Origin of the sequence: Hymenobacter oligotrophus, from assembly GCF_003574965.1 — a bacterium.
Classification (GTDB): Bacteria; Bacteroidota; Bacteroidia; order Cytophagales; family Hymenobacteraceae; genus Solirubrum; species Solirubrum oligotrophum.
In genome coordinates, this window is sequence record NZ_CP032317.1 from 2,986,536 (window position 1) to 3,004,159 (window position 17,624).

A 17,624-nucleotide genomic window follows, 5' to 3' on the forward strand; every position below is an offset into this window, starting at 1 on the left:
CCTGTTAACTCCACCAACCAATGGCAACTCTTGACCTTGACAAGCTCATCTCCCTACCCGCGGATACCGGGCAGACAAAGCCCTCCAGCACGCTAGCTTGGTGCTTAAGCAAACACAGCGGCGGCCCGTGCCCTGACGACGGACGCAACATATGGCTAACTGGGCTTGCCCTATTCTGCAACGAGCAGGGTGTACCGGAAGCGGAACTGTTGGATTGGGCATTGTCCCATCCCCCCCTGGCTACTCACAGGGAAGATCGGATACGCACTACAATACGCGGGAACTATACCCGACATTCGGCAGCATTTGCCAGTAAGGCCTATCGCGATTCTGTATCATACGGGGTAGATACCACGACCTCTGCCCTTCTCCCGAACCAGACGGAAGCATCGCCCTTTGCTAACACCCCTATTATACCCGGGGATGTTTACGCTAGCCTGCCCCCACTGCTTCTTGAAGTAGTGGCGCCCTTCCATAGCGGCCGCGAGCGAGATGTAGTCCTAACGGGAGCACTTGCCGTACTCAGTGGTTGTGCTCCTGGAGTATGGGGCACTTATGGCGACAGCCGCCACGGTACGAACCTCTTCGCATTTATCGTTGCTCCGCCTGCTTCAGGCAAAGGCAATATGCGCTGGGCGCGTGCCTTGGCGACTCCGGCCCACCAAGCCCGCGTACTCGAAAGCCAACAAGCACACGATCAGTACACCTTGGAACTTGCTGCCTACGAGGCAGCCAAACGATTGGCCCCTAAAGGAGCTGCCCCTCCGACCTCACCTGTAGTTCCACCCTTCCGGTTACTTATCATTCCAGGAAACAATAGCGCAGCGGGTATTCTCAAAACTCTTTATCACAATGACGGGCACGGCATCATCTGCGAGAGTGAAGCCGATACCCTCAGCGGGGCCTTGAAACAGGATTGGGGCAACTTCTCTGACCTTTTGCGCAAAGCCTTTCATCATGAGCCCGCCAGTGTCAACCGCAAAACCAACAGCGAGTACTTGGAGGTTGTACGCCCCTGCTTGAGTATCGCCCTCACCGGTACCCCTGGACAAGTAGTTGGTCTAATTCCCACTGCGGAGAACGGCCTGTTTAGTCGCTTTTTGTTTTATTGTTATGATAGCCCGGCCGTTTGGCGTGATGTAGGGCCAACTGCGGGACGCGAGGACCTGGACCGCTACTTCGCTAGCTTGGGCAAGCGGGTTCACAAGATGATGTCCCTTGTTCAACCACCCAATCCAGACGGCACAGGCGGCTTGCAAGCGCAGTTGGCTCAAGCGCAATGGGAGGCGATCAACGCCACCGGTCATCGTTGGCTTAGCCGGGCAAAGGCCTTGCCTGAAGCGGATGGGGCAGCAAGTATTGTATTCCGTATGGGTCTCTCCATGTTCCGCGTTGCAATGCTGCTGGCGCTGCTGCGCGCTTATGATCAAGGGCACCGCCTCAACGGACAATTGCCCATGGAAGACCGTGATTTGACTACTGCGTTAGCCTTAGGGGACGTTTACCTGTCTCACTCGTTGGTTCTACTAGATCGGATGCCCAGCTCCGCCAGTGGCCTGACAGCACCGCGCAGCAAATGGGCCGACAAGGCAGAACAACAAGAGCGTGTCAAGGAGTTACACAGTCAGGGACTGAGTGTTCGCACAATTGCTGAGCGAACAGGTTTAGGGAAATCAACTGTTGACCGTTGGCTTAAGTAACGTCCCGATCGTCCCGTCCCAACTATGGGACGGGACGATCGGGACGTTACTATAATCAAGCTCAGCATTGCATCCAGGCGACAGCAATATCAAACCCGGTTTTACTTAAAGCTTTCTACTAATCGCCATTGCGCGGCAGTTTCGGGAGAACGAGGAATTCGGTGGCTTTTCTCTACCCCCTGCCACTGTCGGGCAATCAATGCCAGAGCAGCCGGCCCGCTCAGTTTCTGTTGACGCACCAGATAGCAACCCACTACAGTGCCGGTGCGGCCAACGCCACCCCAACAATGCACGGCTGCTTTTCTGCCGGCCGCAACCGACATAGCCAATTCTGCCAGCACTGATTCCAAAATTGCACTGCTGGGGACGTCGGCGTCTTTGATTGGGAACCTATGGTAGTATATCTCTTGGCCGTGTGCAGTCGCTACTTCCTGGAGCAAGCTTTCATACGGAATTAATTCTCCGGCTTCAGTCAGGTCAAAAAAATCCGTGATGCCGGCGTTTAGCAGTCGTGCCAGTTTATTTCGCGCTGTTTCCACATTTCTATCTCCAGGATATTCGCAAGCCAACACCGTAGGTGTTGCCCAATAGCTGTTGGGTAAGGGCTTAGCGGGATAGGTTTCCGGCGCCGCAGTTGCGCAGCTGTGCGCCAAGCGAGAAGCCAAGTTCTCGATGTCGGCTCGGCGGGCCACAACCGCTAACCATTCGCTGGGGATACCGGTTTCCCCGTAGCACATCCCGGCCAGCCCACCCGCAACGGCCCCAGTCGTGTCGGTATCGTCGCCCAGGTTGACCGCCGCTAGTACTGTCTCTGCAAAGGTTTCGTGATGCAGCAAGCACCACAAAGCGGCCTCTAGCGTGTGCAACACGTAGCCGCTACTGCTGATGTCGGCCTCAGCCAAGTCATACAGGCGCCCGCTTAGCACCCGTTCAAAAAGGGCCATTTCGCTCGCTGGAATGCGGAGTTGCTGTAGCTGCGAGGGCGCCTGCTGACACAGCTGTGCATAGGCTGCAGGCGGCGCAAGCCCCGCCTGCAGGGCGCGTGCCATTTCCAAATACAGCCAACAGGCTACCGCGGAGCGTATGTGCCCGTGGGTAAGCGCCGACACTTCTTGGATGCGCTGGAAGCGCTCAGCTATGGGAGCCTCCGCCTGGTAAAATACCAAGGGCAGAATGCGCATCAACGCGCCATTGCCGTTGCTCCATTCGTCTTTGCCCCCAGCGTTTACTGGGTCGCTACCTCGTTCCAAGCGGTGCAGGGCTTCCCTGGTAGTGATGCCGATATCGAAGACCTGCTGGTGGGCTGTCCACCACGCTTCCCGGTACCACCGTTGAACATTCAGGGCCAGCCTTAGGGCGGAATAACCTGAAGCCAATGCTTCTGCCAAGCATAAGGTCAAAGATGTATCATCCGACCAGGTCCCCATTGGTTGGTGGTGCGTCCCATAGCCACGCATGCTGACCACTGGATCGGCGCGCCGCATTTCTCGGTTCTGAAATTCCACAGGCACCCCTAGGGCATCACCTACGGCTACGCCAAGCAAGGCGGCACGGCAGGTCGACTCTAACGGGGAATATGGTGGCAAAAAGGCAGCATTCATAAAAGGATGAGTTAAGGGCGTGAAGTATGGCGCAGTTCTCTGCCGCGTCAGTTCGGAACTCCAAGTAGCAGCTGTTGTAATAGAGAATTCTATGTCGAATCAACCGTAATGCTGGCTTTACCAATCCGCTTTAAATGATAATAGCCTGCGGACTGTAAAAGGATCAGCTTAATAGCAGCACACTCAACGAGCCTTACTACTTACAAACAATAGCCTTCCGCCCCAGCGGAATTTATTGTTTTACAAGATTAAACTGTGTTTTACCTTTATGCAACTCATGTGCACAGTGTTTTAATCGGATAGCAGAATGTTGCTGCACGTCCCTCCCCTTAGCCAGACGCGGTGCTTGCCGCGACGGCAACACAAGGCCACTGCGTCCTTACGGCAGGTTTTCAACTGCGAATTTAGCGTACACGCTAATTAGCAACATCGCACTCCGAAAAGCACGCTATTATGGCCATGTTTTGGGATGCGACCTTGCTATGGGAAGTGTTGTGCTAGCCGTTTTTAGCGTGTACTAACCCTGGGTGGCTACGCCAGTCGGCTTGCGTGCTAAGCAGGGGCTGAACGGCTCGACTCCGCGGATTGCAACTCCTATTCCTCCCACTGTTGAGCGTGTGTTGTTGCAACGGCAGTGGTTGAGCAAAACGGATCAAATCATGGGGTTCTGCTGGAAGCTTAAACGCAAAACGAATCTTTCCCTTAGCTGCTCAATGTTATGGTTGTATTTGTATTAATACTAAGATAAAAGCCGGTTACCTTGCATAACGGCGGTTCAACCTTTCTGCTGCCTCCCACCCTGCTTACCCTTATATGACCGCTATAGAACAACTGGAACGCCGCCTTTGGAGCGCGGCCGACCAGCTGCGAGCCAACTCGAAGCTTACCTCCACAGAATACTCCATGCCCGTGCTCGGGCTCATCTTCCTCCGCCATGCCAGCAACCGCTACCTGGACGTGGAGCCTGAAATCCTGGCCAGCCTACCCAGCCGCGGCGGCCAGACGCGCCCGCTCACCAAGGACGACTTTACCCGCAAGGGCGCGCTGTACCTGCGGCCCGAGGCGCAGTACGACTACCTGCTCAGCCTGCCCAAGGGCCAGGACGTGGCACAGGCCATCATCGACGCGATGCGCTCTATCGAGGCCGACTACGCCGAGATGCTAGCTGGGGTGCTACCTAAGGACTACCAGATCTTTGAGCCGGAGCTGCTGCGCAACCTGCTCAAGACGTTTAACGACGAGGGCTTACGAGATGCTGGCGGGGATGTGCTGGGCCGCATCTACGAGTACTTCCTGATGAAGTTTGCCATGGTCGGCGCGCAGGACAACGGCGAATTCTTTACGCCGCCCTCCCTGGTGCAAACCATTGTGAACTTCATAGAGCCGAATCACGGCGTGGTGCTTGATCCGGCTTGTGGCTCGGGGGGTATGTTTGTGCAAACAGCCCACTTCCTGCAGGAAAGCGGTACTACAGCCAGCCGAGCTGGCGTGGTGTTTCGGGGACAAGAGAAAACAGAGTTAACCATCCGCTTGGCCAAGATGAACTTGGCCGTGCATGGGCTAGAGGGAAAGATTGAAGAAGGCAACACATTCTACGAAGACAAGCACGAGCTGCTGGGCAAGGCCGACTTCGTGATGGCCAATCCGCCGTTCAACGTTGACGAGGTTGACGCCGAGAAGGTAAAAAAGGACCCTCGCCTGCCCTTCGGCCTGCCGGGCGTGAATGCCAAGAGCAAGGTGAGCAACGGCAACTACCTGTGGGTGTCGTACTTCTACTCTTACCTGACCGCTACCGGCCGGGCGGGCTTCGTAATGAGCAGCCAGACCAGCAGCGCCGGCCACGGCGAAAAGGAAGTGCGCCGCAAGCTGGTGGAAAGCGGGGCCGTGGACGCTATGGTGGCCGTGCGCTCCAACTTCTTCTACACCCGCACTGTGCCCTGCGAGCTGTGGTTCCTCGACAAAGGCAAGCCGGCCGAGCGCCGCGACCAAGTGCTGATGCTCGACGCCCGCAACGTGTTCCGGAAGGTGACGCGCAAGGTGTACGACTTCTCGCCCGAGCAGGAAAAGAACCTCACGGCCATCATGTGGCTGTACCGCGGTCAGACCGTCCGTTACCTGGGCTTGGTGCGCGAGTACCTGCGCCAGCTGGAAGCCGAATGCACGCTCATCCCCGATGCGCTGACGCCGGCGGATGCCTGCCTGAACCTGCTGCTGGAAGCCGTCCAGGCTTTTCTGGCGCGCACCGATGAGGCCGCCGAGCAGCGCGAAGCCCTGGCTACCGCCGTACAGGAGTGGGAAACCGCCCAGACGGCCTACCGCCTCGACCAGCAAGCCCTGCTCAAGGACCTAGCAGCCTACGCCGCCACCTGGGGCCACGTAGCCAAGCCGCAGGCCGTGGCTGGGGCCAACGGGCAAACCAGCTTGTTTGCCCCACCCGCTGCCAACGGCGCCGCCGACTACGAGCGGCAGAACGCGGAGCAGCAGCAGGCCCGGCAGGCGTTTGGGCCGCTGGCCGCGCAGTGCAAGGGCCTGAGCAAGCAGCTCGACCTACTGGCTAAGCTAGCGGCCCGCGCCTACGAGTTGGCCGAAGGCCCGGCCCTGAACGCCAAAGCCGACCCCGACTGGGACACCAGCACCCTAAAAAAGGCCCGCAAGGCCCTGGACGAGCAGCGCCACTACGCCGCCGAGCAGCTGCAGCAGGCCACCTACTTCCACCGGCAGGCCACCTGGCTGCAAACGCGCTTTCCCGAGGCCCGCTTGCAGGACGTGCCCGCCCTGGTGAAGCTGGTAAGCCGCGCTGACATCGAAGCCAACGACTGGAGCCTGACGCCCGGCCGCTACGTGGGCGTGGCCCCGGCCGAAACCGACGAGGACTTTGACTTTGAGGAGGAACTACGCGACTTACACTTGGAACTGGCTGGCCTAAACGAGGAAGCTGGCGAGCTAGCGCGGATTATTCAATCGAATTTTGAGGAATTGCTATGAGTTGGGAAGTTGTCAAGCTAGGTTCCGTTTGCAAGGTCCTGCCTGGGTTTGCCTTCAAAAGTCAATTGATGGGTTCCTCAGGAATACCTGTAATCAAGATTAAAAATATCAATGATAATCTTGGAGTTGATACACTAGACTGTCAGTGTATTGACGAAGCATATGTGCCCGAAAAGCTAGCCAAGTTTTTTGTAAGCAAAGGTGATATCCTTCTTGCAATGACTGGAGCTACTGCTGGTAAATTTGGAAGAGTACATGACAATGGTCGGTATTTACTAAATCAGCGAGTAGCTAAAATCATTCCCTTTGATGCTGATGCCGATTATATATGGAGTTGCTTAAGTGATTCTAAATATAGAGACCTGCTGTTCAATATTGGACAAGGAGCTGCACAGCCAAATATTAGCGGCGGTCAAATAGAGGCCCTTGATATTCCGCTCCCACCTAAGCCAGTTCAAAAGAAGATATCATCAATAATATCTGCATACAACGACCTCATTGACAACAACCGCAAGCGTATTGCCCTGCTGGAAAAGGCGGCGCGGTTGCTGTATGAGGAGTGGTTTGTGCGCTTGCGCTTTCCGGGGCACGAGCATACGCCGGTAGTTGATGGAGTGCCGGTGGGGTGGGAAAAGGATGATATAAGAAGCTGCTCCTCCTATATATCAAGAGGCATTTCACCCTCTTACGATGAAGAGGCACCTGGTTTGGTGATCAACCAGAAATGCATCCGAAACAATCAGGTGGACTTAACACCTGCTAGAAACCAGAAGAAGCCTTTTAAAGACGATAAACAGGTCTTAAAGGGAGATGTACTTATTAATTCAACTGGAGCTGGAACACTCGGCCGGGTTGCTCAATTGTGGAAGGATCTGCCTAATTGCACAGTGGATTCACACGTTACTATTGTTCGGCCAAAAGCGGAATCGGGTATTTGTTGGCTGGGTTATCAATTGTCAGTGTTAGAACCTCTGCTTGAGAATATGGGTGAAGGTTCCACTAATCAGAAAGAATTAGGGCGCGATAGAATAGCAAGCTTGCGGGTACTAGTACCAAGCAGCTCAATTCAACATGCTTTTGATCAGGTTGTAGCGCCAGTGAAGGAGCAGATGAATGTACTGTCTGCTCAAAACCAAAAGCTCCAACAAGCCCGTGACCTGTTACTGCCCCGCCTGATGAGCGGTGAACTTGCCGTATGAGCCAGATGACCGAGGACCGGCTGGTCCAGCAAACAATGGCCGACTACCTGCGCGATGAGCTGCAGTGGCAGTCGGTGTACGCCCAAGACCACGAAGTCCTCGGTCAGGGCCCGGAAAGCACGCTGGGCCGCGCCAGCCAGCGCGAAGTGTACCTGGTGCGCTACCTGCGCAAGGCCCTGGAAAAGCTGAACCCCAAGCTGCCCGCCGCCGCTTACGAAACGGCCATCCGCCAGCTCACCGAAACCAGCTACAAGCGCCAGGATCTGCCGCTGAACCGCACCCGCTACCAGGAGTTCCGCGACGGCGTGCTGGTGGAGTATCTCAACGATGATAGCGAGCGGGAAGAGCGCCGCCTGCGGGTGTTCGACTTCAACGAGCCCACCAACAACCACTTCCTGGCCGTGCGCGAGCTGTGGGTGCAAGGGCCCACCTACCGCCGCCGGCCCGACATCGTGGGCTTCGTGAATGGGGTGCCGCTGCTGCTGGTGGAGTTGAAGAACGTGCACCGCAAGCTGCGGGCCGCCTACGAAGAGAACATCCGCGACTACAAGGACACCATCCCGCACCTGTTCGACGCCAACGCCGTGGTGCTGATTTCCAACGGTATCGACGCCAAGATTGGGAGCATGTCGGGCAAGTACGAGCACTTTCACGAATGGAAGCGCCTGCAGGAGCAGGAGCCCGGCGTGGTGCAGCTGGAAACCCTGCTGAAGGGCGTGTGCGCCAAGGCCAACTTCCTGGATTTATTCGAGAACTTCATCTTGTTCGACGACAGCGCCGGCAAGCTGGTGAAGATTGTGGCCCGCAACCACCAGTTTCTGGGTGTGAACAAGGCCGTGGAGGCCGTGCGCCGCCGGCACGAGCAGCCGGCCGAGCGGGCCGGGCAACTGGGGGTGTTCTGGCACACCCAGGGCTCGGGCAAAAGCTACTCCATGGTGCTGTTCGCGGAGAAGGTGCGGCGCAAGCTGTCCGGCAACTTTACCTACCTAGTCGTCACCGACCGCACCGACCTCAACAACCAGATTTACAAAACCTTTGCCGGCTGCGGCGTGGTCGACAACGACGCCAACCCCTGCCGGCCGGAGTCGGGCCGGGAGCTGAAGCGCATGTTTCAGGAGGATAAGCCTTACCTGTTCTCGCTCATCAACTTGTTCAACCAGCCCGTCACGGCCGAGGAGCCGTACACCCGCCGCCCCGATGTCATCGTGATGAGCGACGAGGCCCACCGCAGCCAGTACGGTCGCTTGGCCATCAACATGCGCTTGGCTTTGCCCCAGGCGCAGTACATCGGCTTCACGGGCACGCCGCTGATGAAGGACGACGAACTGACGCGCCGCATCTTTGGCGACTACGTGAGTACATACAACTTCCAGCGGGCCGTGGACGACGGCGCCACCGTGCCGCTGTACTACGACAGCCGCGGCGAGAAGCTGCAGCTGAAGAACCCCGAGGTGAACGAGGAGCTGGCGGCCAAGCTGGAAGAGCTGGAAGACAGCCACAACCTCACCAACGACCAGCGCCGGCAGCTGGAGCAGGCTTTGGCGAAGTCGTACCCTGTGCTCACGGCCGCGACGCGCCTAGAGCCCATCGCCCGCGACTTCGTGGAGCACTACACCACGGCCTGGGAATCGGGGAAGGCCATGTTCGTGTGCCTGGACAAGGTAACGACGGTGCGCGTGTACGAAATGGTGCAGCGCTTCTGGGCCGAGAAAGAAAAGACGCTAGCCCAGGAAATAGCCAAGTGCGCCGACGACCAAGAGCAGGCTCAGCTGCAACGTAAGCTGGCCTGGATGCAAGCCACCAAGATGGCGGTCGTGATTTCGGAGGAGCAGAACGAAGTGGCTACCTTCCGGCAGTGGGAAATCGACATCGAGCCGTACCGTGCCTTGCTCAAGAAGGGCTATGAGGGCACCGATGGCAAGCGTATCGACGTGGAATCTGCCTTCAAGGACGACCAGCACCCACTGCGGGTGGCCTTCGTGTGCGCCATGTGGCTCACGGGCTTCGACGTGCCTAGCCTGAGCACGCTGTACCTCGACAAGCCACTAAAGGCCCACACGCTGATGCAGGCTATAGCGCGAGCCAACCGCGTGTACCAAGACAAAACCAACGGCTTAGTGGTGGACTACTGCGGCATCCTGAAAAGCCTACGCGAGGCCCTCGCCACCTTTGGCGGCAACTTGCCCGGCGACGAGGGCGGCGGAGGCTTGGGCGAAGTGGGCGGTTCGGGCGACGGCCCCAGCGGCGGCGACTCGCCCATCAAGCCCGAAGAGGAGCTGCTGGATGAGCTGGCTAAAAGCCTGATGACGGCCCGGCAGTTCCTGCTCAAGAGCGGCTTCGAACTGAACGATTTGCTCAACGCCACAGGCTTTGCTCGCAATGCTGCCATCGCTAAGGCCGCGGAGCTGCTGAACGTGAAGGAAGAGGTACGCAAACACTACCAGGCCCTGAATCGCGATGCGGAGGTGAAGCTGAAAGCCTGCGTGAACATCGCCGGCGTACATGCCTACCTAAACGAGTACGACGCGCTGCGCATCATAAGCAAGAAGCTGGACGAGGACCGCGACAAGGCCGACATCACGGCCCTGCTGCGGCAGATGCAGTCGGTGGTGGACAGCGCAATCACGGCCGTGGCCGAGCCGCTTGTGGGCTACAAGAAGCCCTACGACATGAGCAAGATCAACTTCGAGCGGCTGAGCCAGGAGTTTGCCAAGTCGGAGAAGAAGAACACGCTCACGCAGCAACTCAAGCAAGAAGTAGAAGAGCAGCTGAAGCAGATGGTGGCCCAGAATCCCACCCGCATCGACTTCAACCAGCGCTACCAGCAGATCATCGCCGACTACAATCACGAAAAGGAGCGGCAGACGATCGAGGAGACGTTTGAGCAACTGCTCAACTTCGTGCAGGAGTTGACGGAGGAGCAGAAGCGGGCCATGCAGGAAGGGTTGAGCGAACCGGAATTGGCGCTATATGACCAGCTGCTGAAGCCGAACCTGAAGTCGACGGAGCGGGAAAAGCTGAAGAAGGTAGCCCACGAGCTGCTGGAAGCTCTGCAGCGCGAGAAGCTACAGCTGCGCTGGCGCGAGACGGAGGAAACGAAGGCGGAGGTGAAGACCTTCATCTACGACTTCCTCTATGACGAGCAAAAGGGTTTGCCGGAGTCGTACACGCCGGAGGAGATAGAGGTGAAGAGTGGACTGCTGTACGAGTTTTTCTACCAGCATCAACAAGTGCATATGGCAGCGTAGCCGAAGCGAAGAAATATTCACTTACTCAAAAGCTTATTCATGTTTGCACTTCTACTCCAAGCTGACACAATGCAGGCTGCCTCCGGAGCCGTTGGTAATGGTGATGGATGGTTATTTTGGGCCACAGCAGGCCTAGGCGCCATATTATTTTACCTCCTTTATTTTCTTTCACCTAGAAAAGACAAAAAGAAAAATACTGGTTGGCCCAATGAGCCATGGGTTGGGAAGAAGTCATTTTCTAACCCGTCAGCCGCTAGCGACAAAGTGCCTTCGGCCGTTGCCGCACGTAAGGCACCAGCTGAAATAGTAACAACGACTAAGGCACCTAAACCCACTATAACGACAGTAGAGACAGTACCTGAGAAAGAGGCAAAGGCTTCACTGTCACCTATTGCTATGAATTCAGAGTCCTCTACAACAAGTAGCCACAAACCAATAAAACCTAAATTGCCTACCGCCCAACCGATACCAGCTGACGCTATAGCGCTGGAAGAGATAGAGCGGGAGTTAGCTTTAAAATCCAAGTACGCCGCGCTAGTTAAGGGCACCCCAAAGGCCGCTTCGGCGCGTCCTGCGGCCAGCACGGGTGCAACTGGGCACCAGCAATCGGGGGTAGGTAAGCCCATCGCCGTTTCGCTTCCGGACATAGAAAAGGTATCGGCGACGGCAAAGTTTATTGGCTACGAGCCGATACCGGTGCCCGACACGGGTGCGTTTCCAAAGGTGCGCCTGCCCAAGCTAGGCTGCGTCATCAAGTTTCCGCGGGTGGGACGCTCGGGGCGCCGTGGCTACAAGGAAGCCGATTTCATGCAGGTGATGAGCCAGTGGCTGAGCAGCGGCGCGGTGAAGGTCTACAACGACCGGCACGTGCCCACGCCCAACGCCGTTAGCCCGTACGAGCCCGACCTGGTGGTCATCAACGAGCAGAACGGGCTAAACTTGTTTCTGAACATTGAGATCGACGAGCCCTATGACGGGGTATTCCGCCAGCCCATTCACTGCCTCCAAGAAGACGACGCGCGCGATGAGTTTTTCACCCGGCGCGGCTGGGTGGTGGTGCGGTTTGCGGAAATCCAGGTGCACCAGCAGCCGGAGGCGTGCTGCGCGTATGTAGCGCAGCTGATCAAGCGCCTGGCTCCTGACTACGCGGTGCCAGCTGCGCTTCAAGGGCTAGCTCTGCAACCCGTCACTTGCTGGGACAACGTACAAGCCCAAAAATGGGCCAAGCAGCGCTACCGGGAAAGCTACCTGGGCATTGCCGATTTCGGGCGGCGGGACGTGGCGACGGACTGGCAGCCCGCCGCGGCCCTGGACGTGGAGTTGGCCATCGAAGAACTGGTAGATAAAACGCCTTTGAAAGCGGCGGCGGAGCCACGCAACCGCAGGCAACTCGAGGCGGTGAACGGTCACCCGCGGGATGCCCGCTTGCAGTTTGACCCCGAAGCGCACCAGTACTTCATCAACGGGCAGCCGGCAACGGCGGTCAGCACCTTGGTCGACCGGTTCTTCCCCGAGTTCGACAAGCACTACTGGGCCCCCCGCACCGCGGCGAAGCGCGGCATGACGGCGGGAGCAGTGCTCGAGGAGTGGGAGCAAAAGGGCCGCACGTCGGCGGACCTGGGCACCCGCCTGCACGAACACATCGAGGCGTTCTACAACAGCGGGCACGCGGGCGTTGTCACGCCCGAATTCCAGCAGTTCCTGGATTTTCACGCCGACCACGGCCATTTGGAGCCTTACCGGACGGAGTGGCGGGTGTTCAACGAGGAGCTCATGATGGCCGGGACGGTGGACTTCGTGGCGCGCAACGCGGATGGCACGGTATCGATCTACGACTGGAAGCGCAGCGCCAAGGTTATCCACGCGGACGGGAGCATCCAGCGAAACAATTACCAAACCGCCGAAGGCCCGCTGAACGACCTGGACGATTCCCGGTTCAGCCGCTACTCCATCCAGCAAAACATTTACAAGTGGCTGCTGGAATCCAAGTACGGCTGTCGGGTGCGCAGCATGCACTTGGTTGTCCTGCACCCGGATTACGACGAGTACACGGTCTTGGAAGTACCCGACCGCGCCGCCCACGTGGCGAAGATCGTTGCCTCGTTGCGGGCTGGTTGCTAAGCCTCGACCGTGCGCCATCCCGCTTTACCCGACACGCCCTTCGCATGACCGACTTCTTTACGCCGGCCGACTTGGCCCTGCTGCATACCTACGCCAACGAGCCGCACGACGGCAGCCCGGGCCACGCCCTTGCCGAACGCCAACTGCTGGCGGGGGTGTGGGCCAAAACGGTTTACTGGGCCGAGCAATTGGCCGGGGACGGGTTTGAAGCGCAGGTGCGCAAGTCGGCCATCCGGCGCGCGGGCACGGTGACAAACGCCGCGGGCCAGAAGCGCATGAACCGGGTGTTCAAACATTTCACTTGGGCCCGGCTTTACCGGCCGGGGCACGAAGCGTTCAAAATCTTCTTCACCATCGGTGTCGACGGGCTTCGGCAGGAGCTGGTCTGGAAGCTTGACTGCCAGCACGACGGCACCGGGGCCTTGGACAAGCGCTTGGTCCGCCGCTTCCAAGAGTTCGTCGCGCACCAAGCTCCTCAGGTAGCCTGGCAAGCCATTCCCGCGGCCCAGCTCAAGCGCCACGATTGGGACACGGTGGTGCAGGCCTCCCAACAATTCATCCAAGTGCAGACCCACGTGTACGACCAGGCGCTGGACTATGTCTGGCAGGGGCGCCGGCCCGAGGAAGACAAGCTGGCGCGCATCTGCTGGAACACCCACGACTGGCAAACCCCCTCCGGTCCGGAAGGGAAAAGCCAGGCGGCCGGCTCGCACGAAAGCGACGCGTTCGGCGGCTTCGGCGGCGAGGAATGGCTTTTCGACTTCAGCCGTCTGTGGAAGGGTTACCACTACGCGTTCCTGCAGCCGCTCAACACCGACTCCGACGTGTACGGCGGGCGGGTGATGAACATCCGCTTGTTTACCCGCAACGCGGACACGGGCGAGTACTTTTACGTGGGCCGCATCCGGCAAGCCGAAATCCTGACCGACCAGCAAGTAACCCAATCGCGGGCCCACGCGGATGCCCAGGGATGGCTGGACGGCATGCGCCACGAGTTAAGAGCCGCCGGCAGCGCCGGCACCTTCGATCCGAAAATGTTCGGCCGGGGCCCGTTCAACCTCCGCTTCAAGCCCGAGCAGGTCGAGCGCCCGGCCACCCCCGACGGGCTGGTACGCATCGAGGACATCAGCACGTGGACGGACAGCCAGCGGTACGTGTTGTTCGACGACGTGTCGCCGGACGAGACCTACACTCCATCCTGGCAGCGGAACGCCCCGCCGGTGGCGCCCCAGGTCGTTCTCAACCCTCGCACCAAACGCGGCGCCACCGCCCGCGCCCGCCACGTCCAAGCCCGCAGCATCGAACTGCGCGCCCTGCACGAGCAGGTGCAGTCGCGGTTAATCAAGCACCTGCGGCAGCAGTTTCCGGGGGAGGAAGTGGTCAAGGAAGCCTTAATTAAGCCGTTTAACAGCTACATCGACGCGGTCCGCCGGCCGGCCAGCGGCCGCGATGTGTTCTACGAAGTGAAGGTGCTGCCTACGCTCAAGGCCTGCATCCGGGAAGCGCTGGGGCAGCTGCTGGAATACGCGTGCTGGCCCGACCAGGTGTTGTCGCGCGAGTGGGTCGTGGTTTCTTACCACCCCGCCACCGCCGAATCCACGCGCTACTTAAATAAGTTGCGGGCGGAATTCAACCTGCCCGTGGAATATCTGCAAATCCCCCTAACCTAGAAGTTGAATGCGCGAACTACCCCATAAGAATCTAGGCGGAGGTTTGCTGCATGCAGGCGAACAAGAGTGTTCCTTTCCCGGATGAGCCCCATTAATTACCTAGTTTGTGTTAGACATAACCGGGACCAGTGTGAACTTAATAGGCGACAAACTGCTATTTACACAGCGTTTTCGCCACATAGCCTATTCGCCCATCTACACTAACCTTATAATAACGTGGATTATTATCCTCAATCACGTTAACGATGGATGTCAACGGGCATAGATAGACTTGGTCTGCATCAATGTGGGGCGCAGACCTAAGCGGCACTCCTATAGGGGAATCGAAGTGTGTTCGGTACTTGTATTTCACATTGCTCTTTTCCACAACAGTAGTCTCTCTACCAAATGACCCGTAGAGAGATGTAACCTGAGTGAGGGCGGATTTATTTGTGGTGGATGTGCTATTAGTAGGTTGGCGATATGTATATGGGCTGGTAGTATTTCCTACTTGGCTTTCTATTAAAAATCCTTTGGAGATATAACCTGTATACCCATGCGCTTGCACTTTACAATAAATGTCATTCACGTCCTCAATAACATATACGGTTGAATTTCTGAGGCACGTATAAATTTCTGCGGATGATACTGCTGGTGCTGCCCTTAACGGTACATCCATAGGAGACTGGATTCGATAAGTACCGCTGGAAATTCTACGGACTGTAGCGGTCGTTGAACTACGACTGGCAGATGATCTAGATGTCCCTGTTGAAGCGGGTACATAGGTGGGAGGACTCGTGCGCCGCCTGCCTCCAGTGACTAGCCCAGTATTCGGGTTATAGTTACCGGGATAGCTATAGTTATCTGTAACTGTGTGATTAGGTGATGTTCTATAATGAGGCTGTACATAGGTTCCATCCCTACGTGTATAGCCTTTAACATAAACTTGAGCAAAGCTCCCGTAAGCAATACACTCAATCACTATAACAAGCCAAAGGCAGAATGTAGAAATTTTCATTGCATATAATTTTGTGAAAACGAATATATATAAAAAGCGATTTTTACCTCGCTCACTTTAAAACTGGGCCATATGGATACCTATTGAAAGGACATGGGACACTTACACTTCGCCGGAAAGCAGGATGAATATGTGGATAGTTATCAGGCCTCATAGCAGCCAAGTGGGCATGAAAAAGCCCCGCTGCTGTGTTGAGCGGGGCTTTAGAATACTTAGCCTATTTGGAATGAGACAAACTTCAGAATGAGCATAAGGGCAACAGCACTGAAGACTAGTCTTCGTCCTGGAATGTCACCGGGCAATGTCCAGCGTCTCAACACTGGAATAAAACCGATTGTATACTCCATGACCAGGTAGATAGCACTGAACACCATCCCAAATGAAGCCAAATAAGACAGCAGATGATGCATAGTATTCATGGCTTAACAACGCTTGAAATCAGTTAATTAGTTCTCAAGTGCGTCTTATTGCTTCTCCTGCTTTTCGTCGGCTGGGGACGCAGGTTTAGAGCTGGATGCTAAAGTAGCAGAAGTTTTACCGCTTGTCAAAGAAGCAGTTTTGGTAGTGTCTGCCTTCCCTGCCGAAGCAGAATCACTAGCTTGAGAGGCAGGCTCCTTTCCTTCCACTATACGCAGGGCATCTAAGGTGAGTTTGGCGTCAACTTTACTCATCTTCCCTGACAAAATAGTGTTGATGTTTTCCTGCTTGTGATACTCTTTGTAGAAGCCCAGTAATTCGTGAGTCAGTTGTCCAGATTCCATGTGCACCTTAACCCCAGTCTCCGTTATCTCTAGATCACCCTTGTCAAGTGCGAAGTAGGAAGCGCAAACCAAGAACACGGTCAGCATCTTATTCTTGCTGATAAATTCAAGTACGCCCTTAGATTGAACGTTTTGTCTAACATCAATCTCGCGAAAGGCTTCGTCAATGCCAGCGCTCAAGCGGAATTCTTCCGCAAGTTGAAGAAGGATGCTTCCCATTGGGAAGTAGTCGTTGCCATTGATGGCTCCCTCTGAATCAATATTCAATCTGAAATGCGTTTTGCCGTTCTTCGTGTAAAGGGCGTGCATTTCTCTGTCAATGAAACTCGCGTATTGGTTTAGCTTAGAGAGAGCTTGTGGCGCACGGAAAGCCTGATACAAGTTGGAGTCCAAGTCGTAAAAGTCCTTTTCGACAATCCATCTCACGGGCCGACGTTTCCTGTAAATTTCTTCGTCATCAAAAGATGCGGAGTCAACCTCAAACGGCGCACCATCAGTAACAACACCAAAAGCGTACTTGGATGACCCGCTAGTGGGCATGACAACAACGTCACCAGCCTTCATTTCCTCAAAAAACCGGAAGAATAAGCCAGCAGGCTTACCTATGGTTTTGTTATCGAACTCCTCTGGGTACTTGGCAATAATCGCTTTTACCAATTCATTGTAGGGGTTCGGCTCGTGGTCTAATGCTTTTTTGATTTGAGGCCAACTCACAAGATTATAACCAATCCCTACGCTGTTGCTGTAGTGAAAGTCATCGTAAAATTTCCCGCGGTTAGTTCTGATAAACCAGTATTGGCGCTCAGCGTCAATCTCGGGGACTCGGTCAGCAATTCTTTGCAGCGCGTCAAGTAAATCTTGATTCATTGAGCAATAGGAAAGTCTGTTACAAATCTTCTGGCTGCGAATCTAGTAAAATCACCCGCCGAGCTGGACTAGACATATAATACTCCAAATACAAATGCAAAAATTCCTCAGAAGGTATGCTGAGGAGGTTCTATCGCAACAGTTCAAGTTATAATAAACGCCGTTTGGGATGACCCTTTGTTCAAAGCGTGTACCCCTACGCGTACCCTCAAAAGGAAAAAGAGCCGTTTTCGCATTGAAAACGGCTCTTTTAGGTAGCGGGGACAGGACTCGAACCTGTGACCTTTGGGTTATGAGCCCAACGAGCTACCAACTGCTCCACCCCGCACTGTTTGGTGATGCAAAAGTAGTAGCGTTTTTCGGATTTGCAGCATGCTGCGTTACGATTTGCGGTTTACAATCCGTTTAGCCCTGACAATCAGACACAAATATTTTACCAAATTATTATCCGTGGTTCTCGATAAGGCAATGGGCT

Annotated in this window: 10 protein-coding genes and 1 tRNA gene; 6 read left to right on the top strand and 5 right to left on the bottom strand. The window is 56.0% G+C overall.

Translation table 11 applies throughout. The features are described from left to right. The first annotated feature begins 20 nt into the window (after positions 1 to 20). The gene (locus tag D3Y59_RS12710) at positions 21 to 1,700 is read left to right on the top strand and encodes a DUF3987 domain-containing protein (protein ID WP_119445388.1); all 1,680 of its coding nucleotides are present in this window, start codon (positions 21 to 23) and stop codon (positions 1,698 to 1,700) included. Between the two features lie 101 nt (positions 1,701 to 1,801). Here the strand turns inward: D3Y59_RS12710 and D3Y59_RS12715 are convergent, their stop codons facing one another. Then, positions 1,802 to 3,301, bottom strand: coding sequence for an ADP-ribosylglycohydrolase family protein (locus D3Y59_RS12715; RefSeq protein ID WP_119445389.1), 1,500 nt, complete (start codon positions 3,299 to 3,301; stop codon positions 1,802 to 1,804). A gap of 813 nt (positions 3,302 to 4,114) precedes the next feature. Between D3Y59_RS12715 and D3Y59_RS12720 the strand changes: the two genes are divergently transcribed. Genes D3Y59_RS12720 through D3Y59_RS12730 form a run of 3 tightly spaced genes read left to right on the top strand, consistent with a single transcriptional unit; the run spans position 4,115 to position 10,733 of the window. After that, complete coding sequence (locus D3Y59_RS12720; RefSeq protein ID WP_119445390.1) at positions 4,115 to 6,286, top strand: type I restriction-modification system subunit M; 2,172 nt, start codon at positions 4,115 to 4,117, stop codon at positions 6,284 to 6,286. Further along, the gene (locus D3Y59_RS12725; protein WP_119445391.1) at positions 6,283 to 7,485 is read left to right on the top strand and encodes a restriction endonuclease subunit S; all 1,203 of its coding nucleotides are present in this window, start codon (positions 6,283 to 6,285) and stop codon (positions 7,483 to 7,485) included. Before D3Y59_RS12720 ends, D3Y59_RS12725 begins: the two co-directional genes overlap by 4 nt. Then, a complete protein-coding gene (locus D3Y59_RS12730) occupies positions 7,482 to 10,733 on the top strand; it encodes a type I restriction endonuclease subunit R (protein ID WP_119445392.1) in 3,252 nt (1,083 codons plus the stop codon). The genes D3Y59_RS12725 and D3Y59_RS12730 overlap by 4 nt, the downstream gene beginning before the upstream one ends. Before the next feature lie 158 nt (positions 10,734 to 10,891). Here D3Y59_RS12730 and D3Y59_RS18370 read toward each other — a convergent pair whose 3' ends face one another. After that, positions 10,892 to 11,257: a hypothetical protein gene (locus D3Y59_RS18370; protein ID WP_162910762.1), complete on the bottom strand. Its 366-nt coding sequence runs from the start codon at positions 11,255 to 11,257 to the stop codon at positions 10,892 to 10,894. A 172-nt stretch (positions 11,258 to 11,429) separates the two neighbouring features. On the opposite strand from D3Y59_RS18370, the gene D3Y59_RS12735 reads away from it, so the two are divergent. Both D3Y59_RS12735 and D3Y59_RS12740 read left to right on the top strand, forming a co-directional pair. Next, positions 11,430 to 12,854 carry a hypothetical protein gene (locus D3Y59_RS12735; RefSeq protein ID WP_119445393.1) on the top strand — a complete coding sequence of 475 codons (1,425 nt, stop codon included), beginning with the start codon at positions 11,430 to 11,432 and terminating at the stop codon, positions 12,852 to 12,854. Between the two features lie 44 nt (positions 12,855 to 12,898). Then, on the top strand, positions 12,899 to 14,524 hold the full coding sequence (locus D3Y59_RS12740) for a hypothetical protein (protein WP_119445394.1): 1,626 nt from the start codon (positions 12,899 to 12,901) through the stop codon (positions 14,522 to 14,524). Between the two features lie 154 nt (positions 14,525 to 14,678). On the opposite strand, the gene D3Y59_RS18865 is transcribed toward D3Y59_RS12740, so the two are convergent. The 3 genes from D3Y59_RS18865 to D3Y59_RS12755 all read right to left on the bottom strand — a co-directional run bounded on the left by D3Y59_RS18865 (position 14,679) and on the right by D3Y59_RS12755 (position 17,477). After that, the gene (locus tag D3Y59_RS18865; protein WP_119445395.1) at positions 14,679 to 15,521 is read right to left on the bottom strand and encodes an SH3 domain-containing protein; all 843 of its coding nucleotides are present in this window, start codon (positions 15,519 to 15,521) and stop codon (positions 14,679 to 14,681) included. A gap of 464 nt (positions 15,522 to 15,985) precedes the next feature. Beyond that, positions 15,986 to 17,149: a hypothetical protein gene (locus D3Y59_RS12750; RefSeq protein ID WP_119445396.1), complete on the bottom strand. Its 1,164-nt coding sequence runs from the start codon at positions 17,147 to 17,149 to the stop codon at positions 15,986 to 15,988. 255 nt (positions 17,150 to 17,404) lie between these two features. Continuing rightward, positions 17,405 to 17,477 (bottom strand) — tRNA-Met (locus D3Y59_RS12755). Positions 17,478 to 17,624: the final 147 nt, after the last annotated feature.